Origin of the sequence: Paenibacillus sp. FSL K6-1230 (assembly GCF_038002385.1) — a bacterium.
Classification (GTDB): domain Bacteria; phylum Bacillota; class Bacilli; order Paenibacillales; family Paenibacillaceae; genus Paenibacillus; species Paenibacillus massiliensis.
This window is the reverse complement of record NZ_JBBOCK010000001.1, coordinates 1,033,136-1,058,887: the sequence shown is the minus strand read 5'-3', so window position 1 is coordinate 1,058,887 and position 25,752 is coordinate 1,033,136. Positions and strand designations below refer to the sequence as shown.

Genomic DNA, 25,752 nt, shown 5'->3' with positions numbered 1-25,752 from the left:
CTGCATTGCTGCCGGTCTGAAATACTGTATTACGAAGTAGGATGCATACTTTCATCCTCATGGAGCAGGCTACGCACATAGCAAAAAGAGCGACCTCTCCCGTGTAAAAAACGGAAAAAAGTCGCTCCAAATAGACAGATTTTCGGTGAAAATCGGACTCCTGTAACACCTTCCTATCTTCCGTAGGCATTGCTGTGTTGTTGAACGGGCAGGTCTCCTGGCTCCAGAATCATCGTCCATACAGCTACCTTCCCGGGGATCACCCAGTGGCATTTGCTGCGACTCCTCTGTTACAGTGGCGGGACCGCGCCGGTATTGCACCGGACTTCCCTTTTAAGCAGCCATCCTTATGGATGGAGCACCCGTTCCATGTATGCAGTTGGTATACCAATCCACCACTATATCGTAATAGCATTATCGTAGCACAGCGTCTTAGAACCCAATCTATCTTTTCCTAGTATAAAGCGCATGGGCGGAATGAGCAAAGTTTTTCTGTTTTCTTCCACTTTCTCAGCATCTCGTTCAACTCAAAATGAAGCGCTCCCACATCCACTTGATGCTCCTGGTAAAAAATGTGGTCGGAAGGGTTCACATTTCACCTGTTCAACTGTATAATAATGACATAATTTAAAGGCTATGCTGCCGAAAGGTACAACCTCGTCAACATTGGAGGTTGTACCTTTTTTGCGTTCATGGCCGAAATACCACCATTATCCCATCCAAGGAGTGAATGTCCAATGCTACTTGAAGCCATCTATCACCGTGCACGTTTGAACTGGTCGTATGCCTATGACCGCAACACCCTCCATATCCGTCTGCGAACAGGTCACAACGACATGGAGCAAGTATCCGCCATCATCGGGGATAAATACGCCTGGGAGCACACAGCTCGCACTCTTCCGATGCGCAGGTTCGCCAGCGATGCTCTGTTCGATTATTGGCAGGTGGAGGTGCAGCCTCCATACCGCAGATTACGATACGGCTTCGAGTTGGAGAAAGACGGCGAACGTCTCTGGATGACCGAGCGGGGATTCGAGACGAACTTGCCGGAGCATCCACTTGAATTTTTCGATTTCCCCTTCCTGCATTCGGCGGATATGTTCGAAGCGCCAGCCTGGGTGAAGGATGCAGTCTTCTATCAGATCTTCCCGGAGCGTTTCGCTAATGGCGATCCCACAATCAGCCCCAAAAACGTAGAGCCATGGGGAGGCGAGCCTACGCCAGTCAATTTTTTTGGCGGGGATCTGCAGGGGGTACTGGATCACCTGGACCATCTGAATCGACTAGGCGTAAATGCCATTTATTTCACCCCGCTGTTCGAAGCCAGCACCAACCATAAATACAACACCGCCGACTACCTGGCGATAGATCCCCATTTCGGCACGAACGAGAAGCTGAAGGAGTTGGTAGACGCCTGCCACGCGCGGGGTATCCGGGTTATTCTTGATGCCGTCTTCAATCATTCCGGCCTCGATTTTCCTTTCTTCAAGGACGTGATGAAGCACGGGGAGGCTTCGCGGTATGCGGACTGGTTCCACGTTCGGGAATGGCCACTACGGATCGAGGATGGCATTCCTACCTACGAGACTTTCGCCTTCGAGCCCATCATGCCCAAGCTGAACACCGAACATCCTGAGGTCAAGGCGTATCTCCTTGAGGTGGCACGTTACTGGGTGCAGGAGATCGGTATCGACGGCTGGAGACTGGATGTCGCCAATGAAGTCGATCACCAATTCTGGCGCGAATTCCGCGAGACGGTTAAAGCGATTAAGCCCGATGCCTATATCCTTGGAGAAGTCTGGCATGACTCCATCATGTGGCTACAGGGGGATCAGTTCGATGCAGTCATGAACTATCCGTTCACGAATTCAGTACTGGATTTTGCCGTCCACGGCAAGCTGGACAGCCTCGGCTTCGTAGGAGAGATCGGGCGCCTGTTCATGGCCTATTCGCAGTCTGTAACGGAAGCGGCCTTCAATCTGCTGGGCAGCCATGATACCCCCAGACTGTTGTCTATCTGTCATGGTGATGTGCGCCGGATGAAACTCGCTGTTCTGCTACTGCTGACCTATCCGGGAGTCCCCTGCATCTATTATGGCGACGAGATCGGCCTGGAGGGTGGCTACGATCCTGGGTGCAGGAAGTGCATGGAATGGGATGAGGAGCGGCAGAACCGGGATCTGCTGGACTTCTATACCCGAACCATCACCCTGCGTAAGACTCATCCCGCCCTTCGAAGCATTCATTGGCGGGTCGTGCATGCCGCCGAAGAAGATGCGTCCCTGGTGATTGAGCGCTCAGATGAGAGCGGTCATGAACGATTCCGGTTGCTGATAAATGCAGGGGAAACCTCGCAGCTTCTGCAACTTCCGGTACCTGAGGGAGCATTCTGGCGTGATGCCTATAGCGGAGAAGCACTGGTTTCTGGCGACCTTAAGCTAGACGTAGCGGTTGAGGGACTGGGATACCGCCTGCTAAAACTCGAAGTACGATAATTCATCGGCTGAACTTAGATCATGGCTGGTCGCATGATCATCTTGCAACCAGCCGATCTGACAAGAACGTTATTTTGTCCAACACGTCAGGATGACACAATCAGTCCTTTCTAAATTCCCGAAGCGATCTGCTGATCCCCATCAAGCTGTTTCCCCACCGGGAAGTCCTGAATTCGCTCATGCATTCCATGACGGATCGCTATAATTCATCATAATTGTTTTCAGATACAAAAAAAGAAAAAAAATACTATATAGAAATTTATTGACAAAATAATTGTTAATTTCTTATGATTACGTTGTGATTACAACACGAGGGCCATGCTTTTAGACCTAAGGTCTAGGACAACCCCGGTAACTCCAGCAGGAGGTGCCGGGGTTGTTCGCATGCAGGAAGGAGGGCAGGTTCAGCAGAAATTGTAATCATATTTGATCCTTTTCATTTTGAATGCGTTTCATTGTTGATGATTGCAGGATACTACAACCCTAACGAAAGGTGGATTAACTTGTTGAATGTGACCAGACGCTTCATTCTAAGTATCACCTTAACTCTCGGCCTACTGGCTGGAAGCGCACTTCCCTTCCTACCCGTGACCTCAGTGTATGCAGATGCGGATACGGCAGTATCGAACAAGCAGAATTTCAGTACCGATGTCATCTATCAGGTATTTACTGACCGCTTCCTGGACGGAGATCCTTCCAATAATCCTTCCGGGGAGGCATACGATGCCAGCTGCACCAACCTGAAACTCTATTGCGGCGGGGATTGGCAGGGCCTAATTAACAAGATCAACGACAACTACTTCACGGACCTAGGCATTACCGCCCTTTGGATCTCGCAGCCGGTGGAGAACATCCATACTGTCATCAATTACTCAGGTGTGAACAGCACCTCCTACCACGGTTACTGGGCACGGGACTTCAAGACAACCAATCCGTATTTCGGCTCTATGACCGACTTCCAGAATCTGATTCAGGCAGCACATGCCAAGGGAATCAAGGTTATTATCGACTTCGCTCCCAATCACACATCTCCAGCCATGGAGACTAATACTTCCTTTGCCGAGAACGGCAAGCTATATGACAACGGAGCACTTCTCGGCGGATACACCAACGATACCAAAGGCTATTTCCATCACTACGGCGGTTCGGACTTCTCCTCTCTGGAGAACGGAATCTACAAAAACCTCTATGACCTAGCCGATTTGAACCACAATAACAGCACCATTGACCAATATTTCAAGGACGCTATCAAGCTCTGGCTCGATATGGGTGTGGACGGTATCCGGGTAGATGCGGTGAAGCATATGCCCGAAGGCTGGCAAAAGAGCTGGATGTCCAGCATCTATGACTATAAGCCTGTGTTTACCTTCGGTGAATGGTTCCTGGGATCTTCCGCCTCGGATGCGGATAATACGAGATTCGCGAACACATCCGGCATGAGCCTGTTGGACTTCCGGTTTACCCATGAAGTGCGCAACGTATTCCGTAACAATTCCTCCACCATGTACGCGCTGGACTCCATGATCAATAGCACAGCGGCAGAATATGCCCAAGTGAATGATCAGGTAACTTTCATTGATAATCACGACATGGACCGCTTCAAGACCAATACGGTCAATAACCGCCACCTGGAGCAGGCTCTGGTATTCACGCTTACTTCCCGTGGAGTGCCTGCCATTTATTTCGGAACAGAACAATACATGACCGGAAACGGCGATCCCGATAATCGGGCTAAAATGACATCTTTCTCCAAGTCGACCACCGCATTCGATGTGATCAGCAAGCTGGCGCCAATGCGCAAGTCCAACCCGGCCATTGCCTACGGTTCAACCGAACAGCGTTGGATCAATAATGATGTGTATATCTATGAACGTAAATTCGGCAATAGCGTGGCCGTTGTAGCCATCAACCGCAATCTTTCCTCGTCGACGCCCATCAGTGGGCTTGTGACTTCACTACCCTCTGGAACCTATACGGATCTTCTTGGAGATGTACTGGGCGGCAACAGCATTACATCCAGCGACGGTAATATCTCCTCTTTTACACTCTCTGGCGGGGCAACCGCGGTATGGCAGTATACGATGGAGGAAAGCAAACCAACCATCGGACATGTGGGACCGCTGATGGGCAAGCCTAACAACGTCATTACTATCGACGGACGTGGATTCGGTTCAACCAAGGGCACTGTCTATTTTGGAACCACCGCCGTCACTGGTTCGGCTATTACCTCCTGGGAGGATAGCCAGATCAAGGTTACCGTTCCATCTATATCAGCTGGTAACTATACGATAAAAGTGACCGCTGAAGGTATGAGCAGCAATGGGTACAGCGGCTTCAACATACTAAGCGGAGAACAGGTTACCGTCCGATTTGTGGTCAACAATGCAACAACTGCATTGGGCGAGAACGTCTACCTGTCTGGAAACGTAGCAGAGCTTGGCAATTGGTCCACTGGCGCTAACGCGATCGGACCAGCCTTCAACCAGGTGATACACGCTTATCCAACCTGGTATTATGACGTCAGTGTGCCTGCCGGAACGCCATTACAGTTCAAATTCTTCAAGAAAAACGGATCGACCGTAACTTGGGAAAGTGGATCTAACCACACGTACACCACTCCAGCCAGCGGAACTGCAACAGTCACCGTCAACTGGCAATAACACGGAATACAGAAGCATTCTTTATCCATTCACGAAAGCAACAGCCCCCGAGGTGGTACGCCTGTAGCGACTGCCCCGGGGGTAACTACGTTCCATGTCTGTCTGCCAATATGCCTCGACGTCCCGAATGGTGAATGTAAGTGATGAAAAGCGCCCTGAACAGGCCCATGCAAGGACCGCCTTCAAGAGCGCCTGAATTCTATTTCGCCTGAATTCTATTTCAAATGAATATGCAGCAGCTATCGCTTGCGCCCTGTCCCTACAAAAGGAGTATATGCTTTGTACTCCCCTGATTTCTGACCGAGGTCAGCAGACAGGGTATCCAGGGGCAATCAGCCTTTATCCCTTGGAGGCTCCTGTCATCAGCCCCTGAACCAAGAAGCGTTGCAGGAATACAAACAGCAGCGTAATCGGTATGGCAATCAGCACCGCCCCGGCAGCGAACAGCGTGAAGTTGCTATCCTGGTAGCGACTAACCAGGTCCCACATACCCACTGCCAGCGTCCAATTCTCCTTGGTGCGCAGTACCAGGCGAGCGAAGATGAAATCCATCCATGCTCCCGTGAAGCTGGTCAAGGCAACATAGGTCAGCATCGGCCGGGACAGTGGCAGAATAATGCTGGTGAACACTCGTAGATGGCTCGCACCATCAATGCGTGCTGCTTCATCTAGGCTGCGTGGAATGGTATCAAAGAACCCTTTGACAATGAAACCACCCAGCACTGCTCCCGACGAGTACACCAGAATGAGCGCAGCATGGGTATCGAGCAGTTGGATCTGCAATAGGATGATGTAAATGGCAATCATGCTCATGAAGCTTGGGAACATTCCCAGTATCAACATCGTGGAAAGAATAGTTTGTCGCCCACGGAAACGGAAACGGGACAGGGCATACATTCCCAAAGTTACCAGCAAGGTAGAGAAGATCATAGTAAAGAAAGCAATCTTGGCCGTGTTCAGATACCAGCGTCCGTACATGAAAGAGGGGTTAGTGAACAGCTCAACATAATGAATCAGCGTATACGCCTCGGGCCACAGGCGCTCGCTGTACAGCGCCGCGCCTGTACGCAGGGACGAGAGGAATATCCACAGCACGGGATAGACCGAGACAACCGCAATGATGAGCAGTATGACATAACTTGACGCCAGCCGTAGCGGATGATTGCGTTTATTCATTGAATCATGTCCTCCTCCTTGAACGATTTGGAACGGCGGAAGTTCCAGATAGAGAACGAAGCGATAATCAAGAAAATAATGATGCCCACTGCTGAAGCCATGTTGAATTTGTTATTGTCCAGCGTCAGCTTATACAGCCAAGTCACCAGCAGGTCAGTCGATCCGGCATACTGGTAATCACCGCGCAACGGGTTGCCGTTCGTCAGCAGGTATATGACGTTGAAGTTGTTGAAGTTGCCCGCAAACTGCATAATCAGCACAGGGCCTGTGGCAAAGAGAATGAATGGCAGCGTAATGATGTAGAATTGCTGGAAACTGCTCGCCCCATCCACCTCAGCAGCTTCATACAGGTCGCGCGGAATCGCAGTCAGCACACCCAGTATTAGTACCATGCTAACTGGAATGCCGATCCACATGTTTACTATGATGACCGTTACCTTCGCCCAGAAAGGGTCGGTGAGCCAGGGCAGACCCTCAAGCCCAAATGCCCTCATGTACGTATTGATCGGACCAAACTGTCCATTGAAGAGGTTGCGCATTAGCAACAACGAGATGATCTGCGGTATGGCGTAAGGCAGGATGAAGATCGTACGCCACATCTTCTTGAAGCGGATACCGCGCTGCTCAATTAGAAGCGCAACCAGCACGCCACCAAAATAGGTGGTAACTGTAGCCATTACAGCCCATACAATGGTCCAGCCCAACACCCCAATAAAGGTGCGGCTCCAGGATTTGAGCTGAATCAGATCGCTGAATGTGCCAAAGCCGACCCAATCCACCAGCTTTGCCGGGGGAATGTGATCCGGTGCCGAGTAGTTGGTAAAGGCTAGCGTGATGGTGAAAAGGATGGGCATAATCGTGAAGAACAGTACACCCAGAGCGGGGATGGACAGGAATAGAAACGGAAACTGGGTGTCCATAGCATTTCGCAGGGAAGCTCCAGCAGTCCGCGGCTGCTTGCCCTCTTCTCTCCATTTGCCTGTAAGATAGGCATCTCGAACATTAAGGACATATATCAACAGAAATACGAAAAATACGAGCAGTACAATCAGGCCGTCCAGCAGCAAAAAGATGGAGTGGTCTCCCTTCTGCAAAACGGTTGAACCATTTACCTTCACAAATCGCTGCGTCTGCTCGCCCAGGGTCCGTATGCCCCAGAGAGCGTGGCTCAGGCGGGGAATCAAGTAGGCCAGCCCCACGCCTTCCAGCGCAAGCAGGGCAATCCCTTTGATCCACTGACCATTATATATCTGCCCCAATCCCTGTAAAATAATGGATAGTACAGCCGCAGTCAGACGGTACTGTCCCTCTCCTTCCGGCTTCGCGTTCACCGGAACATGCTGCTGCTTCATCGCTTTTCTCCTTCCGGCATCAGAATTGCCTGCCCGTACCTGGGATACAGGCAGGTTGAATCTGGCTTAGGTAACCTCTTGGACAGTTGCATCATTAGCGTCATTATGGGCAGCCCACTGTCCATCTCACGAGATTCTCGGCTGGAATTCATTTCGTCGTTGCGAGACTTTCCTTGATCTGGTTGGCGGCATTATCCAAGGAGGACTTCACGTCCTTGCCACCGTCCCATATGTCCGTAACTGCCGAAGAGATAGGTCCCCATACACTATCCATGGCCGGCAGCGATGGCATTGGTGTCGAGTGATTGAACTGCTTCAGGAATGCTTTGGAAATCGGATCAGCCAGCAGAGTGGGGTTCGCAGCTACATTTTTATCCGCTGGAAGGGTTCCATTCATCTCGAAGTTGATCATCTGCGACTCTTCACTTGAGAGGAATGCCGCGAGCATCTTTGAAGCATTCGGATAAGGGGTAAATGCGTTAACATAATAGGCCTTGACCCCGGAGAAAGAAGTCATCGGCTTGCCATCGATCTCTGGAAGCGGTGCCACGCCAAAATCTACGCCTGCATTGCGGTAGTCGAAGATCGTCCACGGACCGTTAATATCCATCGCCAATTTTCCGCTGCTGAACAGCCCCTTCTTGATATCATAGTTCACGTCGCCCAGTTTGACAGGCAGTACATCCTTCTTCAGGTTCTGCAGGAACCGTCCGCCTTTCTGGGCACCTTCGTTGTTCAGGCCGATATCCTCACTGTTCATGCCATCATCCCCGAAGATGTATCCCCCTTGGGTGGCAAGGAACGCAAAATTGTAATAGAACTGCTGCAGCTCCCACATGATCGTATACTGATTATTTTTAGTGTCATTGTAGCTCTTGGCAAAATCAATAATCTCATCGAACGTTTTTGGTGCCTCGGGATACAGTTTTTTATTATAGAACAAGGCATAGGTCTCCACACTGTACGGGTAACCATAGAGAATATCCTTAAACGTGACCGCCTTCAGCGCGTTTTCGCTGGTGGACTCCACAGTTCTAGACTCGAACACATCGTTGGGCAGAATCAAGCCAGCTTCCGAGGCACTTCCAATTTTGTCATGCGGAAAAATGACCACATCCGCTGCAAGTCCTGCCGGTCCGTCCGTCGTTAGCTTGACAACCTGGTCCGTTGGAGGCAGTTCTTCAAATTTGACCGGCACGCCGTACTGCTCCTCGAATAGCCGAACTCGATCCTCAATGAAGCTGCGCTGATTCTTGTCCTCCCAGATGACCAATGTGGCCCCGGGCTCCGGCTGAATGCTATCTGCAGTTATAGCCACGCCTTCAGACTTTCCCTCAATTCCCTGGGTTATTGTCCCACCCCCGCTTGAACAAGCAACCATCGTCAAGGACATCCATACCGCAAGTGAAGCCCCCTGCCATTTCTTCATTCTCATTTCCCCTTCCCTCTGATTGGCACAAGTGTAATTTTCGCGCTCTTTTTCACCTGAAGTGCTCTGGCTGCTGAAGATCCGAATCACCATACATGACGAACAACCAAGAGCAACGTTTGCTCAAGATTCGATTCGTCATCTTCCATCCTTGATGTCCATGGAGAAAAAAGATCATGAATTCGATAAAACCGCCTATGTAAGCGCTAAAATAACAATCAAATCATATATCATCGTCTTTGATTTGCGCAAACGTTTGCACAAATGATTTAAGGTCAAATTAGCCCATTTTATTATCATCTGGCATGAAAAGTATTTATTTTCTTGACCTAGCTCTATTTTCCTTCAATTTCCTTTTTTTGACTGTTGAGACGCTTACTTAACGATTGATTTCTTTTAAACCATGAATTAACATAAGATCATATCTGAAATGATGGTAGAGAAGGGATTTTTTCACATGATCACAATTAAAGATATTGCCAAATTGGCGGGTGTATCCCCCTCTACGGTATCTCGGGTGATTTCGAACCATCCCCGAATCAGTATCGAAACCTCAGCAAAAGTTCGACAGATCATGAAAGAATACAACTATCATCCGAATATCATGGCGAAAAGCCTGGTGTCCAAAACGTCACATACTCTGGGAATAATGCTTCCCCGCCCAGCCGAGGAGCTGTTTCAGAACTATTTTTTTGGGGAGCTGCTACGCGGTATCATGGCGCTTGCCACCCGTATGAACTATGAGCTGCTGCTGTCTACAGAGACCTCCTCGGGCAATGGGATTGACGCTCTCTCCCGTCTGGTATATGGGAGGAGAGTGGATGGGATTTTGCTCCTCTCCTCAAGACGGGAAGATCCAAGTATTACCTTTCTGGAAGAGGAAGGCTTCCCTTTTGTACTGATTGGACGCAGCGAGACCCATCCACATGCGCCCATGGTGGATAACGATAATGTGCAGACGGCCTATGACGCGACCAGCCATCTGATTGCACAGGGCCACACCCGGATCGGATTCGTCAGCGGACCGCCTGAATTCACTCTGTCCCATGACCGCATGGTCGGATATACCAAAGCGATGGAGGATGCTCAGTTGAAGGTTCATGAGGACTGGATTCTGGAAGGAGAACATCTGCTGGAGAGCGGATTTCGGGCTATGTCCCTGTTCATGTCACTGCCGGAACGACTAACCGCCATCGTGATCATCGACGATCATGTGGCCTTCGGCGTACTGCGTGCTCTGGCAGAGCTCGGATTCCGTGTTCCCGAGGATATCAGCGTGGTCAGCTTTAACAACATTGCCCTGTCTGAACTCGCATTACCGCCGCTGAGTTCCATCGATATCGGAACCTACCAATTGGGTTATTCCGCCGTTCAGCTACTGTTAAAAATTCTCCAGGGTGAGACACCCCCTCCCCATCCAATCATTATTCCTCATCAGCTGATGGTTCGGGAATCCTCACTATTTGTGCTGCCGAAGCATATTTAGCCACCTTTGTGCAATCGTTTGCCTTATTCATGTACGAAGTTCCTTGCGCTCCAAAATACAACGCTTGGGGCAGTGAGCCGGATCGTATCAAACCGAATGACTTCTCTGGGCGGGGTTCGCTCCTTTGTTTCAGAGCTTCATACGGCCAGGTATGATGAAGCGAGCAGACCATCTATGCTACACTAAGGGTACGAGACAAGATGAGAAAGGATGGAACTCGGAGCTATGACCTACGCTTTCAGAATTGAGCCTGAGTATTACATAAGCTTTACCAATGAAGATGAGCTGCTGAAGCAGTGCAGAGCATGGGGGTTAGTGTCAGATAAGGCCACCAAGCTGAAGACCTTCTATTATAAAGGGAATGGATTGAACATCGCTTGTGAGCTGGTAGGATATACCGATCACGTAACAGCGGTCATTCAGTTCGACAATGGAGAGAAGCATACCATCCACCCCTCCTATCTGAAGGAAATGCAGGCTGCCAGCTTCGGCGCCAAGAATACCACGGTTAAGGGCGAACAAGCTGAGGAAGCCGATTCAGCCTCCAAGACATCCGTTCAGTCCAAGGACGCTGTAGACGAGGAACAGAGTCAATCCGGATTAACCATAGACGATCAGCCAGCGGATACAGAAGGTGATTACAGCGACGAATCGGGCTTAGAAGAGGAGCAAGACGCTGGACAAGCAGCAGAAAGTCACGAGCATACAGCCTTCAAGGGGGATCCAGACGGACTCGTCGAGGAATATATTGCGCCCGAGAGCAAGACAGCATCTGCGACCCCTGCGCAGCCTAAGGCCAAGGGCGGAAAGGCAAAAGCACCCAAGCTGGAGCTACCAGAGGGCAAGGTGAAAATGACCGCCATTGTTAAAGAATTCACCACGGTTCCCAATCATTTCTCGGATAACGACGATGAGGTTATCATTTATGAGCAGGTGAGCATTCTGGAGCCGGAGCTGATTGAGGTGGGCGAGGCTTGGTCCAGCCACAGTGCCACGATGAAGAAGCACGAGCTGGCGGAGGGAGATGTGCTTACCTTTGAGGCCAAGATCATTAAGAAAAAGCTGGCCAAGTACCCTGTACCTTACAAGATCAACAACCCTTCCAAGATTGCCAAGAGTGAGTAGCCTGTTTCTCCAATCTTTCAGTGCGTAGGCCACTGAACAACAGTCATAGTAACGAGCCCAAAGACGGACTCTCCGCATAAGCGATGGGCTCGTCTTTTTTTGGTGCTGTATTTTTCTTCGCAAAACAACATTTTGTAATAAAACATTCAATTTATAATAAATGAAATAATTTTTACACCAATTAACGTTGCGATAATCCTCGTTTAATAAAAGCTTCCTATACTGAGGTCAACATCATAACTTAGGAGGCTTTAATATTTCATGAAAAAGAATCTCCGCCTGACAGGCATAACCTGTACGCTCATTCTTTCGCTTGCTCTGACTGCATGTGGAGCATCTACCTCCCAGACGGCATCTCCTTCTGCTTCGCCATCCGGAGCAGATGCGCCAGCTGCAGCCAATAGCTGGCTGGAGCAAGCTGGATTGGATCTGACAGAGACCACTGAGGAGCTATATGAAAAAGCCAAGCTGGAAGGCAAGGTAACGGTCTATTCGCAATCCAGCCGCATTAAGGATGTCAAAGCAAGCTTCGAAGCGGAGTACCCTGGCATTGAGGTTGAGGCCTACGATATGTCCACCAACGAAATGATCGAAAAGCTGGTTCGTGAGCAGCAGGCAGGCCTGTATAACGCAGACGTCGTGTTTATCAAGGACGCTGGAGGCACGGTGTCGCAGGAGCTCGTAGCTGAAGGTGCACTGCACGCCTACATGCCTGAAGACATTGTCAGCAAGCTGGCCCCTGGCTTCGAATCCTCCCCTGGATTGCCATTCTACTTCTCGACGCGAACTATTTTCTATAACACCGAGGTATATGATCAGGCGCCTGTCAACAACTGGTGGGATCTGACCGATGAGCGCTGGAGAGGTAAGGTTGTCGTTGATGATCCGATGCTCTCGGCGGATACGATGGATCTGCTCGTAACTATGGTTGCGAACAGCGACAACATGGCGGCGGCCTACAAGGAAAAATACGGCGAGGAAATTGTGCTGGACGGCACCGAAAATGCCGGGTACGAATTCATCAAGCGTCTGCTTGCGAATGATCCTGTATTCGTCAAATCCAGCGATGACGTAGTAACAGCAGTCGGTACGCCAGGCCAACAGGACCCTCCATTGGGCGTATCCACGTCAAGCAAATCACGCAACATCGTCGACAAAGGCTTCAAGATGCAGTTTATTTATGACACCGCTCCTAAAATGTCGGTAGCAGGCACGTCTTACCTGTACGTTGCTGATCAGGCAAACCACACAAGCGCAGCCAAGCTGCTGATTCGCTGGATGGCCGGGGAAGCAGACGGCAAGGCTGAGGGCTTCCGTCCTTATAACGTGCTCGGCTCATGGTCTACCCGGACGGACATTAACCTGACTGAGCAGCGTCCGACCAGTGAGCTTAATCTGTGGGAATATGACGGTGAGTTCCTATATCAAAATACACAGAAGGTCATCGATTTCATACTGGCCAATCAATAGCAGGGATGGTGTAAAAGGTGTCAGTATCCAATAGAGGGGCTCAGTCCCCTCGTTCTTTTCTTCGCATGCAGCGCCTGTTTAATCGTGTAAAGAGTTATGTTACAAGCCCGTTGTATCTCATTACGGGCTTGTCGCTCGTCTTTCTCGCCTATACGGTGGTATTGCCCCTGTGGGAAATCGTGCTGCACAGCCTGCAGTGGACAGCTAACGATGCCCGCCGTGTCAGTGAAGCCGTTCCGGGAGCATTCACTCTGTACCATTGGATGCGGGTGCTCAGCAGCGATATCAGTCAGTCTCTGTTATACAAGCCGTTACTGAACTCGATAAACATCAGCGTATGGGTATCCTTGCTGTCTATGGTAATTGGCGGCGTGCTCGCTTGGCTGACTACCAAGACCAATCTACCCTTCAAGAAGACGCTCGTATTCCTGGCGATCATTCCGTATATGCTTCCATCCTGGATTACGTCCTTTGCCTGGATTTCAATCTTCAAGAATGATCGCATTGGCGGAAGCCAGGGAATCGTTCAAATGCTGCTAGGTGTCAGCCCGCCTGACTGGGTTTCTTACGGTTTTTTGCCGATTGTCATCTGTCTAAGCCTTAATTATTTTTCTTTTTTCTTTTTGCTCATTTCGGTCACACTCTCGTCAATCAACAGCAGTCTGGAGGAAACGGCAAGTCTGCTTGGGGCCAGCCGCATGACGGTACTGCGCAAGATCACCTTTCCTCTGGTCATGCCAGCCATTCTGTCGGCCTTTATTCTGACCTTCTCCAAGGCGCTTGGTTCCTTCGGTGTTCCAGCATTTTTGGGACTGCCGATCAAATATTACACAATCTCCACGATGCTGCACGGGAGCATGCAGAACCGGATGGTTTCGGAATCATACATTCTGAGCCTGATTTTGCTGTTGGTGTGTGCGTCTACCATTTATATGAATCAAAAAATGATCGGTCGCCGCAAAAGCTATGCCACTGTAGGCGGCAAGGATTCGCGCAAATTCCTGTTTGACTTGGGACGCTGGAGAATACCGGTTGCCATGCTGGTAATGTGCTTTATGTTCATCATCGCCATATTGCCCATGCTGGTTCTGGTCTTGCAGTCCTTCATGCTGGCAGACGGTGATTTTAGCTGGAGCAACTTTACCCTCCACTTCTGGACAGGTGAATCGAACCCACGGATTGCATCGGGAGAGGTGGGCGTGCTGGTCAATGATGGTATCGTTCAGGCGCTACGTAATTCCCTGCACATTGCGCTCGTAGCAGCTGGCGTCGCAAGCGTAATCGGTCTGTTGTTCGGCTACATTATCGCCAAGCGACGCAATTTGCTGTCCGCTAAGCTGATCGAGCAAGTATCGTTCCTGCCTTATCTGATCCCTGGTATTGCGCTATCAGCCATCTATCTGTCCATGTTCGCCCAGCCTACGTTACTGCTGCCCGCGCTGTACGGGACGATGACTCTCATCATCCTCATCTCGATCGTCAATGAATTGCCGTTCGCAACACGGTCGGGTGCCAGCACGATGTACCAGATCGGCGGGGAACTGGAGGAAGCGGCCCAGATGCAGGGAGCCAGCTGGTTCAAGCGGTTCACCAAAATATTGCTGCCCTTGTGCCGCAAAGGATTATTCGGCAGCTTCATGCTACTGTTCATCAGCGTGATGAAGGAGCTTGATCTCATTATTTTGCTGGTAACGCCGCAGACGGGTACGCTCACTACGCTGATCTACAAATACGCTGAGCAAGGCTTTCAACAATATGCCAATGCCATCATGATCATTATTGTAATCATCATTTTAATTATGTACTTTTTGGCGAGCAAATTCGGCAAAGCGGACCTCACCAAAGGAATTGGAGGATAACGATGAATTTGATTGAGCTAAAGCAAATTAATAAGCATTTTGCAGGCCAGCCCATCTTGAAGGATATTGATCTTGTGGTGGAGGAAGGAGACTTCATGACCTTTCTTGGACCGTCGGGTTGCGGTAAAACAACGACCCTTCGCGTCATCGCCGGACTAGAGAATCCGGAGCGGGGAGTGGTTCGGATTGGCGGTGCCACGGTCGCGGATGGAGACAAGCTGGAGTTCGTCCCTCCCGCCAAGCGCGGGCTTAATCTTGTCTTTCAAAACTATGCGCTCTGGCCTCACATGACTGTCATGGATAATGTTGCATTTGGTCTCGTAATGAAGAAAATACCCAAGGCGGAGATTCGCCAAAAGGTGGAGGCTACGCTCGAAAAGCTGCACATCCTCCCCTATAAGGATCGCTATCCATCTGAGCTATCAGGCGGACAGCAGCAGCGGGTGGCAATTGCCCGGGCCATCGTGACGGAGCCGCGCATTCTGCTGCTGGATGAGCCGCTGTCCAATCTGGACGCCAAGCTCAGAGTAGAGATGCGCTCAGAATTGAAGCGACTGCACCGCGAGCTGAATACTACCGTTATTTATGTCACGCATGATCAAGCGGAGGCACTCACATTGTCAACCAAAGTAGCCGTTTTCTTCGAAGGGAGATTGCTGCAGGTGGATACGCCGCGCAACCTGTATCGTCGTCCGCAGCATCTGCGCATCGCCGATTTCATCGGCAATCCCAAGATCAATTTCTTATCGGCAAGGTATGCGCAGACTACAGATGCTGAGGGCTACGCCTGTATCGACTCTCCGCTTGGACGACTGTGGCTGGATGGTCTGATCCCCGAAGGCTTAGGAGAGATTACACTGGCACTACGGCCTGAGGATCTAGTCATTTCCCGTGAGCCGGTCAAGGATGCCACACCATTTCAGGTCTATTCTGTGCTGCCAGCAGGCTCGGAAACGCTCATTCAGCTACAAAGCGGGGATACGCAGTTGCTTGTCAAGGAGATTGGCGAGAGCGAATATCCGCTCGACTCCACGGTATGGGTGCATATTGATCGGCAGAAGGTGCTGGCCTATGACAATCAGAGCGGTGAGCTGCTATCACCGGAGCCTTCGGCAGGTGAATCCACACCTAAGGCCCTGTCCGATGTCACACCAAAGCATGGTACTCCTGCACATGCAGCAGCCCCCTCCCTGTCCGAGCCGCCCCCTGCTTCAGGCTCTGCCCAGAACAAAGACGGGTTGACCAGCACCACAGCTATTTCGGGATAAGCGAAGCGTACTGCTTACGCAATTGATTTAGATAGTTGAGCTTGGGGATGATGTTCTCCTTCTCAGCTTGTCCTACGCCGACAATCAAGCTTTCCACCAGCACCGTCGGGGCCACCATGGAGTGGAAATCGCTCAGCTTGCCGCGATAGGTGTACAGGACAATATCCGCTTCGTTGAGCATGTCTGATACCATGAAATCGGTAATAAATACGGTTTTGTAGCCCACCTGCTTGCCGATCTGCATAATGGCTTTGGTCTCAGGAAGGATGTTGGAGAATCCGAATACAACGACTACGTCCGCAGGCTGCAAATGCATCAGCGATTCGTACATTTCGTGTCCGCCCATCCCCATGTTGATGATATGCATCCCATAGCGCTTCAGTCGGAAGGAGAGCAGCTCGCCAAGACCTTGCGAAGGGCCAGGCGCGTACACATAGATGCGCTGCGCTTCGCGCAAGGCGGCGATTGCCCTGTGGAAGTCGGGGCGGGAGAGCGCATCTGCCGTTTCGGTGAGATACTGGACGCCCAGCTTCAGCATTTGACCGGGCAGGTCTTCTCCATCCACCTTGTTAATCAGGTTTTGGATTTTGTATGCAGGCGTAATGTCGGGATTATCGGCCAGCATCTGCTTGAATTCCTTGAAGTTCTTGTAGCCGATCACTCGCCAAAAGCGGGAGATCGAGGCTATGCTGACACGGACCTGATCCGCCATCTCCTGTTCGGTTAAATAAGCGATACGGTTCGTGTTCTTTTCGATAAAATTGGCAATTTTCTTCTGATTTTTGGACAGCTTGTCCAGATCCCAATCGAAGTGTTGATTCACAAGTGCTGTCTCCTTTTGGCATGCCGAATACCTCCGGCAAAGTGGTGTTCTTATTATACTGCAACAGCGCACATAGTGAAAATAATTTTACATTGTAAACGTTTTGTAAATTATTATTAAGTAATATAATGAGCTATTACATGTAGCCAAACTCATACAACAAGGAGCTATACACTGATGAAGATCGATTTCCATATCCATGTTAAATTATCTAAAAAGGTCTCATTCTCCCCCGAATATTTTCAAGCCATGATCTCCGAGGCCAGACAGGAAGGGCTGCAGGCCATCACGATGACTGAGCATTTCAACACGCTCCGCTTTAACGATATCTATGATGAGCTAGACCGAAGCTATCCTTACCGCAATCATTATTATGACGTCGATGGCTTTAAGGTATTTCCTGGCATGGAGGTCGATGTGGCAGAGGGCGGACATATTCTCGTGATAGGCCCGCGGGAATCCATTCGGTCGATACACGCAAAATTGACAGGGCACATGACTGACGACTCTTTTATTCCCTTTGATCGTCTTATGACGATGTGCTCGGAGCATGAAATGCTGATGATCGGTGCCCACCCCTTCCGTTCCAGCAATTCGCTGCAGCTCTTAAGTCAGCAACAGCTGAGCCAGTTGGATGCGGTCGATCTCAATGCCAAGGACCTGCGCACCTATGGAGTGGAAGCCATGCATTCGCAGATGAGAGAATATGCTGCTCAGGCAGCATTGCCGCTGGTAGGTGGAAGCGATACGCACCATCCCCTGCAGGTAGGCAGTATTGTCAATACACTTGGACGCGCCTGCGACACCATCGCCGATCTGAAGCGTTGCATCAAGGAAGGCGACTATTCGGTAGCCATCTCGTCATGCCTGCCGATCAAGGTACGGGCGGCAGATGACATCAAGCAGCTGCTGCAGGCCGAGCTGCTGCGCCAGAGCGTATGAGGATGGGAGCTCATGCACAGGCTGGACTGAGCGTAACAATGAAGGCGGCACACACCGTCATTATTAGCGATCTGGACGGAACCCTGTTAGATAGCAGGCAGCAAATTAGCACAACGAATGCGGCAGCGATCGCCCGCTTCCGGCAGGCTGGTGGCCTGTTCGTGATCGCTACTGGCCGTCCTTGGCAGTCGGCGCTGCCGTATGCGTGCGAGCTTGGGCTTGAGCAGCCACTGATCGTATGCAACGGTGCCCAGTTGTATTGTCCGAACCGCAATACTGTGCTGCGTACGGAGCGGCTGTCTCTGCAGCCAGAGCTAAGTGCCTGGTTGTACGAGCTGCAGGTGCAAGACAACCAGCTTGGGCTGCTGCTGTGCACAGGCGATCAGATGCTGACTCCATGCCGCAATGAGTTGATCGTGCAGCATGAACGCAAGGACAGCTTGCAGAGCATCGCCACTAGTCTTGCCCAATGGCAGGAGGCCGCTCAGGAAGCAGTCAAATTGCTGGCGGTAGCACAGACGCCAGCAGCCGCACGTTGGTTGGAGCAGCAACTGAGTGAGCGGATGCCTGGCTGCACGGTTGTATTCTCTGAGACGAATTATTTGGAATTGCTGCCCGAAGGCTGCTCCAAGGGAACCGCACTGGTTCGATTGGCAACGCTGATGGACTGGCAGCACAAGCATCTGATCGCTATCGGCGACCAAATGAACGACGCTGAACTGCTGCAGACAGCGGATCTCGGCATCGCCACCGGGAATGCAGTACCAGCACTGCAACTGCTAGCGGATGCCGTCACTGTGTCGCATGAGCAGCATGCGCTGGCCCAGATCATCTCCGAATGGCTTGATACAGAGCCACTGGAGTCACAGGACTTTACGATGGGAATGGAACGTTAGTTCTATTCCCACGACCAAAACAGCAACGAGAGAGGAGCTTCTCTTTCGGTTGCTGGATATACACCTGCAAAAGACGCTTTCAAGTCCACGCCCCCGCTCGTATAGAGGGGCATTGGTAACGAGAGCGTCTTTCTGCATTGTGTCGCTATGCTGCTAGCTGCGATACTAGCTGTGATATAAACCATGATACAATGGATAAGTATACTCAGACTTAGCACACCCATTTTGGCAATACAGTTTCCGGGCCTTTTCGCTCATTTTAGTTTAATGATTGATCTAATACGGTGGCATTTAGAATACACAGTATAGCCACATTTCTTCTTCGGACCAAACATTTCCCAGCAGCATCAGTAAAAATCATAAGACATTACATTCATTGTGTTATTCCTATAAAGTAATACGCTTAATTACATCACCTATATCCGAATGACCGCGCCGAAAGCAAGTCCCAGACAGCAGATTTTCACATTGATTTTAATGCTGCTTTTAGGGATAATTGCTTCTACAGCAAGATGAACAGTTCTCTCTACATTTCATTGAAAACTTATCATTCTACAAAAGGTGGTTGGAATACTTGAGCGAACAGATTTTAACCCAAATTTTAGAGCAGCTGAAAACCTTAAACATCAGAGTGGACAGTATGGACTCACGCTTGGATGGTATAGATTCACGACTTGATGGTATGGACTCACGCTTCGATGGTATAGATTCACGATTGGATGGTATGGATTCACGTTTCGATGGTATGGATTCACGACTGGACGGTGTGGATTCACGTTTCGACCGTATAGACACACGCTTGGATAGCCTGGAAACTGATATCTCTGAGATCAAAAACCACACCAAGGATATACCCGCCATCAAGCAAGCTGTGCTGGAAACTTTGGACCTATCGAAGCAAAATAAATCTTCATTGCACAGCTTTGAACGAAAGGTATCCTCCGAACTGACTACGCACGGACACAGTATAGATATTCTGAATCGTCGCCAGTTAAAGCTTGAGGCTGATCTGGAAAGTTTAAAGAATCGCTAGTCTCCATGCTCAGAGGCAACCGGCTGCTTCTCCCTGGTCATGACTTCAAGAGCCAGCTTAGTGCCGTGGCTCAATAGACTCGTAAGCATTGTCCCACACTTAATGCCAAAGACGCCTCTTCACCCAGCGCATGCCTGGAATCTGAGGCGTCTTTATTGCGTAGGCTGCTACTCAGCCCCGTCCTTTTTCTTCAGTAGCTTATTACTAGGAATGCCTACCGTAATGATTTCGTATGGTTTTACATTCATGAACCAGCCGCAGTCAGTGGAAGCAAACGATGCATGGTCAGGCATGATTGTGGACATGATCGGGCATCATGTGACCCTCTATAATCTCTACTCCTTTGTACTTACACAAACGTTTGAAGATTTCGATTAAATCTCTTCTCACTTGATTATAGATTTCTTTCCGTCTATACTTCGGGGTGAACACAATATGGTATTTGCACATCCACTTTGTGTGAGCTAGGCTGTAGCTCTTGGTTGCCATTGATGACCATTCCTCTCTTTTGAGCCTGAACATCTCAATTTTATTGGAATGGTCATGGTGGTCAAACCCTCAAACCCTCAATCCCTCCACCCGCATAGCTGGTGGTTTTTTGTTTCGCGCGCTTCACCAGTCGAAGTGAGTTTCATACGTTTTATCACATCAATTTTATGATTTCTAAGTGTTGCCTATTTAAATCAACCCCGCCCATTGCAGCCCACGCCAGATCCCATCCTGATGGGCCTCTGCTGTCACATGCGCAGCCAGGCTTTTGACTGGCTCAGGTGCGTTCCCCATAGCGATGCCGCAGCCGACGTAGCTGAACATCTCCATATCGTTATAGTTATCTCCGAAGGCAATCGTATCCTCTGGGCGGAAGCCTGTCCTTGCCATCAGCCTTTGAATGCCAGCAGCCTTGGAGCCTTCTGCTGGAAGCACATCCATAGAGTAACTATGCCAGCGGACAAAATGTAGCTTATTGAAGCGGCTACGATAAGCCTCCTCCTGCTCCTGCGTGCAGAATAGCATCGTCTGATAGATCGCTCTTCCTTCATAAAATAACGGATCACATGCAGGATGCTCCACCCGCAGCGAGCTCATGCACTGCTCCACATATGGATGATACGCCTGACTGCAGCTCATCCGCTCTGCATCCAGATGAACGAGTGGATGATTACGTTCAGCAGCGAATGTCGCCAGTTCACGAAGCAGCTCTGTAGCATGTGGATTCATGTAGATTACTTCTCCCTCATGCACCACATATTGTCCATTGAAGCCTACATAGGAGCTGAGGCCAAGCTCCAATCTAAGCTGCTCCAGCATAAATGGAGATCGTCCGGTAGCTAGCGCAACGGTATGACCAGCAGCCTGTAATGCCGCTACAGCCGCTTTCGCCGAGGAAGGGACCTGGTGATTGTGATCCAGCAGTGTACCGTCAATATCGAATAAAATAAGTTTGTCAGCTCTCTCCCCCACAACGTTCACACTCCCAGCAGCACAGAAGTATCAGCCAGACTTAGACTCACTCTGTCACGGAGCCGGAAGGCCAGTGGCGAAATGACCTCCCATTGATGCTGATCACAGCGAATATCATAATGGAATTCTTTGCCCTGAAACTGTACATTGACGATCTCACCAGGAATTCCAGCCTCACCGCCTGCGCGCAGCAGGAATTGATCGGGACGCACCGGGTACAGGTCGTGCTGCTTGAAGTATCCAGCGACCTCTGTCCCGTCCCATACCGTGTTAGCGCTGCCTTGCGGGATAAAGCTACTGCCACTCCAGCGACCTTGGATCAGATTGGACTTGGACACGAATCTGGCGACAAATTCCGTCTCTGGGCGCAAATAAATATCCTGCGGGGTCCCCGCCTGCTCAATCCGGCCATCCTTCATGACGACAATTCGGTCCGCCATTGCCAGAGCCTCTCCCTGATCATGGGTAACATACACGATCGCCGATCCTGTACTGCGGTGCACCTGCTGAATCTCACGACGCATATCCATTCGCAGCATCGCATCCAGACTGCTTAAGGGTTCGTCCATCAGCAGCAAGGAAGGCTCCGAGGCCAAGGCTCGTGCAATCGCTACCCGCTGCTTCTGCCCGCCAGACAGCTCATGTGGCATTCGCTCTGCCAGGTGCGATAATCCGGTCAATTCCAGCACCTGTCGAATGCGCTGCTCCTCTTGGCCGCGAATATGTGCAGGTGTGTCCTTATGGGTGCGGATAGGAAAACGAATATGCTCTGTCACATTCATATGCGGCCAGAGAGCGAAGGATTGAAATACCATGCCAATTCGGCGTTTTTCCGGGGGAAGCAACCGGTCTGCTCCTGCGACAATACGCCCGTCCATCTGTACCTCGCCACCGCTCGGCTGCTCGAAGCCAGCGAGGATACGCAGCAGCGTCGTTTTACCACAGCCAGAAGGTCCCAAGATCGCTACGAACTCCCCTTTCTCAATCGTTAAGTTAATACTATGCAAAGCCTGAAAGGAGCCAAATGCTTTGCTCACCTGCCTGATCTCGATGCTCATGCCACCACTCCCGTCTTATTTCCTTACCTATATATACTTAGCTCCGGTATCCAGCCCTACATATCCAGTCTTCTATAGTTAACTCTGTACATTTAGTCCTCTATAGTTAACTCTGTACATTTAGTCTCCTATACTTAGCTCCAGATAATAGCTCTGTAAATTTAGCTTCGCGGCCCTGTATTTGCTGACCTCTATCCTTGCTATGCCGTTCTTGTATAGCATCATATACGCACATCTTTGCATACCTACTTTTTCATTCTACCTTTGCATACCTACCTTTACCTGTTCACGCTTTATAGCCTCGACGCGCCGCCCAGCGCTGAACCACCAGCATGCATGCTCCGCCTACCGCAATCAGGGCTACGATGAGGCTGGACAATGCCGTCGAATACAGCGTATCTCCCGCCTGCTCGAAGCCGAAGATCGTAACGCCAATCGTCTGCGAGCCTGATGAATACAGCAGTGCCGATACCGTCAGCTCGGTCAGTGCCGTCAGGAACACTAGCATCCCTCCAGTGAGAATGCCTGGTAGCAGTAGTGGTAGCAGGATAGCTGTCCATTTACGCCATGCTCCCGCTCCCGAGATGCGGGCAGCCTCCTCCATAGACACATCCAACTGCATGAACGATGTAACTCCTGAACGGACCTGCAGGATCAGGAAGCGACAAATATAAGCAATGAACAAGATGGTCATCGAGCCGTAAATACCGGGGTTCCAGTCAGGGATAGGCTCCATCCACACCAGAATCATGGACAGGGCAAACACGATGCCCGGTAGCGTATAAGGAACAGCCATTGCCAGCTCGGCAGCCTTATTGAAGGCACTCGGTCTACGCACCCGCATATAAGCAAAGGCGCAACCGATCACAAGACATACCACCATCGTCACGGCAGACAGCACAAGACTGTTCTGAATCGCCTGCCAGACCCGCTGATTCTCCAGTAAAATGTATCGATAATTATCCAGTGTGAAGTTCTCAGCGGTCAGCCCCAGACCGTAGGCTCTCTTCAGCGACATGGAGATCATCGACGATAGCGGCACTACAGTAATGAGTAACAGGAAGCCCCACAGAACGAAGGATAATGGCTTGCTCATTCTCCCCAGCGTATAGCGTGGAGTCAGATCCGGCTGGATGGTGTCCGAGGCATGGCTCTTGCGCAATAGCAGCCATTGCAGCAGGCTTCCCAGCACCGCTGCCAGACCTAGCAGTACAGATAGCGAGGCTCCTCGCGCAAAGGCCGTCGGGCCAAAGCCAATAATCTCTTCATAGATCAAGGTGCTCAGGACCGAAATATTGACCGGGCTCCCCAGAAAAGCGGGGATACCAAAATTGTCGAGTGAGGCCAGGAACACCAGCAGTCCACCTGCAGTCAAGCCAGGCAAGGCAAGTGGCAGAGTGATGCGGCGCAGCGTATTCAGTCTGGTCGCTCCTCCTGCTCTTGCCGCCCACTCCAGATCGCGCGGAATCTTACGGAAGACGTCTACCGTAAACAAATACACCAAGGGGAAATGATGGATGCCCATCACAAAAATAATCCCCCCCATGCTATACATGCTCCACGGTGCAAGATCGGAATGAATCCCTTGTAGTAGCTTCGCCACCCAGCCTTGGGGCCCCATGAAGGAGGACCAGGACAGGGTCAATACATACGAAGGCAAAATAAAGCACAGCAGGATTGCCATATGCAGCGGTCCCTTATGCCGAATATCCGTATAAGCCACGATCCATGCAAAGGCGGCTCCCAGCACCACGGATAATACCGTAGAGCCCAGCACGATTACAGCTGTATTGCGCATCGTCGTCCAGAATCGGTCCTGCTGTAACAGATTCATATAATGAGCAAGCGTCCAGCCCTGCTCTCCCTGAAAGCTCAGCAGAATCAGCTTCAAAATCGGGTACACGAACAAGATCAATACCGCGATGGCTCCCAGCAGCGTGAGTATTCGTTTGTTGCTAAATAACGCCAATAGCACAGAAAAGGGCGTGCGCCCTTTTCTGGAGGTTGTCAGTGATCGCTCACCAGATTGTGTTCTATCCGTCCACACCGGCTCCATTTGCTCCATGCTTACTCTCCAAATACCTTGATGAACTGCTGCTTGTCTGCCTCACGCTCATCAGTCAGCTGTACCAGATCAGCAGACAGCATCGTCATCTCTTCAATGCTTCTCAGCCCCTCTGGAGGTGCTACACCTTTGCGAATCGGAGCGTACCCAATCTCAGCAGACAGCTTCTGTCCTTCTTCAGACAATACGAAGTCTACAAATGCCTGAGCGGCAGGTACGTTCGCTGCATCCTTCATAATACCAATTGGCTCTGTAATCACTGGAACGCCTTCCTTAGGATAGGTCAGCTCTACAGGGGAACCCTTGGCCTTCTCACGGGCAACCATATAATCTACTACAAGTCCATAGGACTTCTCGCCACTGGCGACAGCCTTCATTACGGCCCCATTACCTTTAATAACGGACATACCATTATCCTTCAGCTGTTGCAGGTAGTCCCATCCGAAGCCATCAGTACGACTGAATACCCCGATGTTGTAAGCGGCAGCTCCCGAGTACAGCGGGCTTGGCATGATGCTGGCATCCTTGCTATCGGCAGCGACCAAAGCCTGCCACGAATCAGGTGCAGTCGTTACCTTCTGGGTGTTGGTCGCCAGTACAGTCGCCATGACCTTCGTTCCAGCATACATGCCATCCGGGTCTACCAGTGCTGCTGGAATCTCGCTCAGCTCAGGGGATTTATAAGACAACAACAGGTCATCCTTCTTGAGGCTCTCAAAAGTAACCGAATCCGCAAGCAGCAAGACGTCTGCCTGAATCTTGCCAGCTTGGCGCTCAGCCTGAAGCTTGGCCGTAACCTCCTCGGTTCCGGAACGGAAGATGTTCACTTTCACGTTAGGGTATTGTGCATTGAAGGCATCTGCCAGCTTGCCGGCATCCTCCTCAGGCTGAGAGGTGTAGAATGACAGATTGCCAGAGATTTCGTTAGCAGCACCATTGCCGCTGTCACTTGGCTGGGAAGCGGTCGGTCCTTGAGAAGCACAGCCGCTAAAGATTAACATACCTGCAAGCAGGGGAAGAATTGCTGTTTTTTTGAATGGAATCACGATTAATCTCTCCTTTGGTGTGTATAGCTTCTACCTATATAGATTGAGCTGAACATGTTGAGAGTTCGGGTCCGTGCAACTGCGGTGAACATCTGGTCATCCGGTCGC

Annotated in this window: 19 protein-coding genes, 1 pseudogene and 1 riboswitch; of the genes and pseudogenes, 10 read left to right on the top strand and 10 right to left on the bottom strand. The window is 50.6% G+C overall.

Annotated features, from left to right (window positions below):
* Positions 1-190 precede the first annotated feature (190 nt).
* A riboswitch (cobalamin riboswitch) is annotated at positions 191-381 on the bottom strand.
* A 356-nt stretch (positions 382-737) separates the two neighbouring features.
* Both MKX74_RS04570 and MKX74_RS04565 read left to right on the top strand, forming a co-directional pair.
* On the top strand, positions 738-2,495 hold the full coding sequence (locus tag MKX74_RS04570) for a glycoside hydrolase family 13 protein (protein WP_341177635.1): 1,758 nt from the start codon (positions 738-740) through the stop codon (positions 2,493-2,495).
* Between the two features lie 461 nt (positions 2,496-2,956).
* Complete coding sequence (locus MKX74_RS04565; RefSeq protein ID WP_445667250.1) at positions 2,957-5,155, top strand: alpha-amylase family glycosyl hydrolase; 2,199 nt, start codon at positions 2,957-2,959, stop codon at positions 5,153-5,155.
* Between the two features lie 339 nt (positions 5,156-5,494).
* Here MKX74_RS04565 and MKX74_RS04560 read toward each other — a convergent pair whose 3' ends face one another.
* From MKX74_RS04560 to MKX74_RS04550, 3 genes are all read right to left on the bottom strand, one after another.
* Positions 5,495-6,331 (bottom strand): sugar ABC transporter permease, encoded by an 837-nt coding sequence (locus tag MKX74_RS04560; protein ID WP_341177633.1) that lies wholly within the window; start codon positions 6,329-6,331, stop codon positions 5,495-5,497.
* Complete coding sequence (locus MKX74_RS04555) at positions 6,328-7,683, bottom strand: sugar ABC transporter permease (protein ID WP_341177632.1); 1,356 nt, start codon at positions 7,681-7,683, stop codon at positions 6,328-6,330. Before MKX74_RS04555 ends, MKX74_RS04560 begins: the two co-directional genes overlap by 4 nt.
* A gap of 148 nt (positions 7,684-7,831) precedes the next feature.
* Positions 7,832-9,112, bottom strand: a complete 1,281-nt coding sequence (locus MKX74_RS04550; protein WP_341177631.1) for a sugar ABC transporter substrate-binding protein — start codon at positions 9,110-9,112, stop codon at positions 7,832-7,834.
* Positions 9,113-9,569: 457 nt separating this feature from the next.
* On the opposite strand from MKX74_RS04550, the gene MKX74_RS04545 reads away from it, so the two are divergent.
* The 5 genes from MKX74_RS04545 to MKX74_RS04525 all read left to right on the top strand — a co-directional run bounded on the left by MKX74_RS04545 (position 9,570) and on the right by MKX74_RS04525 (position 16,320).
* Positions 9,570-10,598, top strand: coding sequence for a LacI family DNA-binding transcriptional regulator (locus MKX74_RS04545; RefSeq protein WP_341177630.1), 1,029 nt, complete (start codon positions 9,570-9,572; stop codon positions 10,596-10,598).
* 210 nt (positions 10,599-10,808) lie between these two features.
* Positions 10,809-11,723, top strand: a complete 915-nt coding sequence (locus MKX74_RS04540; RefSeq protein ID WP_341177629.1) for a hypothetical protein — start codon at positions 10,809-10,811, stop codon at positions 11,721-11,723.
* A 261-nt stretch (positions 11,724-11,984) separates the two neighbouring features.
* Positions 11,985-13,193, top strand: coding sequence for an ABC transporter substrate-binding protein (locus MKX74_RS04535; RefSeq protein WP_341177628.1), 1,209 nt, complete (start codon positions 11,985-11,987; stop codon positions 13,191-13,193).
* A gap of 17 nt (positions 13,194-13,210) precedes the next feature.
* Positions 13,211-15,052: an ABC transporter permease gene (locus tag MKX74_RS04530; RefSeq protein WP_341177627.1), complete on the top strand. Its 1,842-nt coding sequence runs from the start codon at positions 13,211-13,213 to the stop codon at positions 15,050-15,052.
* Positions 15,053-15,054: 2 nt separating this feature from the next.
* Positions 15,055-16,320, top strand: a complete 1,266-nt coding sequence (locus MKX74_RS04525) for an ABC transporter ATP-binding protein (RefSeq protein WP_341177626.1) — start codon at positions 15,055-15,057, stop codon at positions 16,318-16,320.
* Here MKX74_RS04525 and MKX74_RS04520 read toward each other — a convergent pair.
* Positions 16,307-17,143 (bottom strand): MurR/RpiR family transcriptional regulator, encoded by an 837-nt coding sequence (locus MKX74_RS04520; RefSeq protein ID WP_028591745.1) that lies wholly within the window; start codon positions 17,141-17,143, stop codon positions 16,307-16,309. The genes MKX74_RS04525 and MKX74_RS04520 overlap by 14 nt on opposite strands.
* A gap of 177 nt (positions 17,144-17,320) precedes the next feature.
* Here MKX74_RS04520 and MKX74_RS04515 point away from each other — a divergent pair, with 177 nt between their 5' ends.
* The 3 genes from MKX74_RS04515 to MKX74_RS04505 all read left to right on the top strand — a co-directional run bounded on the left by MKX74_RS04515 (position 17,321) and on the right by MKX74_RS04505 (position 20,014).
* On the top strand, positions 17,321-18,085 hold the full coding sequence (locus tag MKX74_RS04515) for a PHP domain-containing protein (RefSeq protein ID WP_341177625.1): 765 nt from the start codon (positions 17,321-17,323) through the stop codon (positions 18,083-18,085).
* The gene (locus MKX74_RS04510; protein WP_341177624.1) at positions 18,082-18,981 is read left to right on the top strand and encodes a Cof-type HAD-IIB family hydrolase; all 900 of its coding nucleotides are present in this window, start codon (positions 18,082-18,084) and stop codon (positions 18,979-18,981) included. Before MKX74_RS04515 ends, MKX74_RS04510 begins: the two co-directional genes overlap by 4 nt.
* A gap of 574 nt (positions 18,982-19,555) precedes the next feature.
* On the top strand, positions 19,556-20,014 hold the full coding sequence (locus MKX74_RS04505; protein WP_051289944.1) for a hypothetical protein: 459 nt from the start codon (positions 19,556-19,558) through the stop codon (positions 20,012-20,014).
* Positions 20,015-20,181: 167 nt separating this feature from the next.
* On the opposite strand, the gene MKX74_RS04500 is transcribed toward MKX74_RS04505, so the two are convergent.
* From MKX74_RS04500 to MKX74_RS04475, 6 genes and pseudogenes are all read right to left on the bottom strand, one after another.
* Positions 20,182-20,319 (bottom strand): hypothetical protein, encoded by a 138-nt coding sequence (locus MKX74_RS04500; RefSeq protein ID WP_156897690.1) that lies wholly within the window; start codon positions 20,317-20,319, stop codon positions 20,182-20,184.
* Positions 20,312-20,503 (bottom strand): annotated as a pseudogene (gene tnpA, locus MKX74_RS04495) (IS200/IS605 family transposase); the annotation flags it as partial. The pseudogene tnpA and the gene MKX74_RS04500, both read right to left, overlap by 8 nt.
* A gap of 189 nt (positions 20,504-20,692) precedes the next feature.
* Complete coding sequence (locus tag MKX74_RS04490; protein ID WP_341177623.1) at positions 20,693-21,475, bottom strand: Cof-type HAD-IIB family hydrolase; 783 nt, start codon at positions 21,473-21,475, stop codon at positions 20,693-20,695.
* A gap of 5 nt (positions 21,476-21,480) precedes the next feature.
* Positions 21,481-22,533, bottom strand: coding sequence for an ABC transporter ATP-binding protein (locus tag MKX74_RS04485; protein ID WP_341177622.1), 1,053 nt, complete (start codon positions 22,531-22,533; stop codon positions 21,481-21,483).
* Positions 22,534-22,819: 286 nt separating this feature from the next.
* The gene (locus MKX74_RS04480; protein ID WP_341177621.1) at positions 22,820-24,598 is read right to left on the bottom strand and encodes an ABC transporter permease; all 1,779 of its coding nucleotides are present in this window, start codon (positions 24,596-24,598) and stop codon (positions 22,820-22,822) included.
* A gap of 2 nt (positions 24,599-24,600) precedes the next feature.
* Positions 24,601-25,599, bottom strand: a complete 999-nt coding sequence (locus MKX74_RS04475) for an ABC transporter substrate-binding protein (RefSeq protein ID WP_051091140.1) — start codon at positions 25,597-25,599, stop codon at positions 24,601-24,603.
* Between the last annotated feature and the right edge of the window lie 153 nt (positions 25,600-25,752).

Excerpts from the sequence above, each read along its gene's own strand:
- MKX74_RS04560 (WP_341177633.1), bottom strand. The coding sequence starts at position 6,331 with ATGAATAAACGCAATCATCCGCTACGGCTGGCGTCAAGTTATGTCATA.
- MKX74_RS04540 (WP_341177629.1), top strand. The coding sequence starts at position 10,809 with ATGGAACTCGGAGCTATGACCTACGCTTTCAGAATTGAGCCTGAGTAT.
- MKX74_RS04555 (WP_341177632.1), bottom strand. The coding sequence starts at position 7,683 with ATGAAGCAGCAGCATGTTCCGGTGAACGCGAAGCCGGAAGGAGAGGGA.
- MKX74_RS04565 (WP_445667250.1), top strand. The coding sequence starts at position 2,957 with ATGATTGCAGGATACTACAACCCTAACGAAAGGTGGATTAACTTGTTG.
- MKX74_RS04535 (WP_341177628.1), top strand. The coding sequence starts at position 11,985 with ATGAAAAAGAATCTCCGCCTGACAGGCATAACCTGTACGCTCATTCTT.
- MKX74_RS04525 (WP_341177626.1), top strand. The coding sequence starts at position 15,055 with ATGAATTTGATTGAGCTAAAGCAAATTAATAAGCATTTTGCAGGCCAG.
- MKX74_RS04570 (WP_341177635.1), top strand. The coding sequence starts at position 738 with ATGCTACTTGAAGCCATCTATCACCGTGCACGTTTGAACTGGTCGTAT.
- MKX74_RS04485 (WP_341177622.1), bottom strand. The coding sequence starts at position 22,533 with ATGAGCATCGAGATCAGGCAGGTGAGCAAAGCATTTGGCTCCTTTCAG.
- MKX74_RS04500 (WP_156897690.1), bottom strand. The coding sequence starts at position 20,319 with ATGTCCACAATCATGCCTGACCATGCATCGTTTGCTTCCACTGACTGC.
- MKX74_RS04480 (WP_341177621.1), bottom strand. The coding sequence starts at position 24,598 with ATGGAGCAAATGGAGCCGGTGTGGACGGATAGAACACAATCTGGTGAG.
- MKX74_RS04475 (WP_051091140.1), bottom strand. The coding sequence starts at position 25,599 with ATGTTAATCTTTAGCGGCTGTGCTTCTCAAGGACCGACCGCTTCCCAG.
- MKX74_RS04545 (WP_341177630.1), top strand. The coding sequence starts at position 9,570 with ATGATCACAATTAAAGATATTGCCAAATTGGCGGGTGTATCCCCCTCT.
- MKX74_RS04510 (WP_341177624.1), top strand. The coding sequence starts at position 18,082 with ATGAGGATGGGAGCTCATGCACAGGCTGGACTGAGCGTAACAATGAAG.
- MKX74_RS04550 (WP_341177631.1), bottom strand. The coding sequence starts at position 9,112 with ATGAAGAAATGGCAGGGGGCTTCACTTGCGGTATGGATGTCCTTGACG.
- MKX74_RS04515 (WP_341177625.1), top strand. The coding sequence starts at position 17,321 with ATGAAGATCGATTTCCATATCCATGTTAAATTATCTAAAAAGGTCTCA.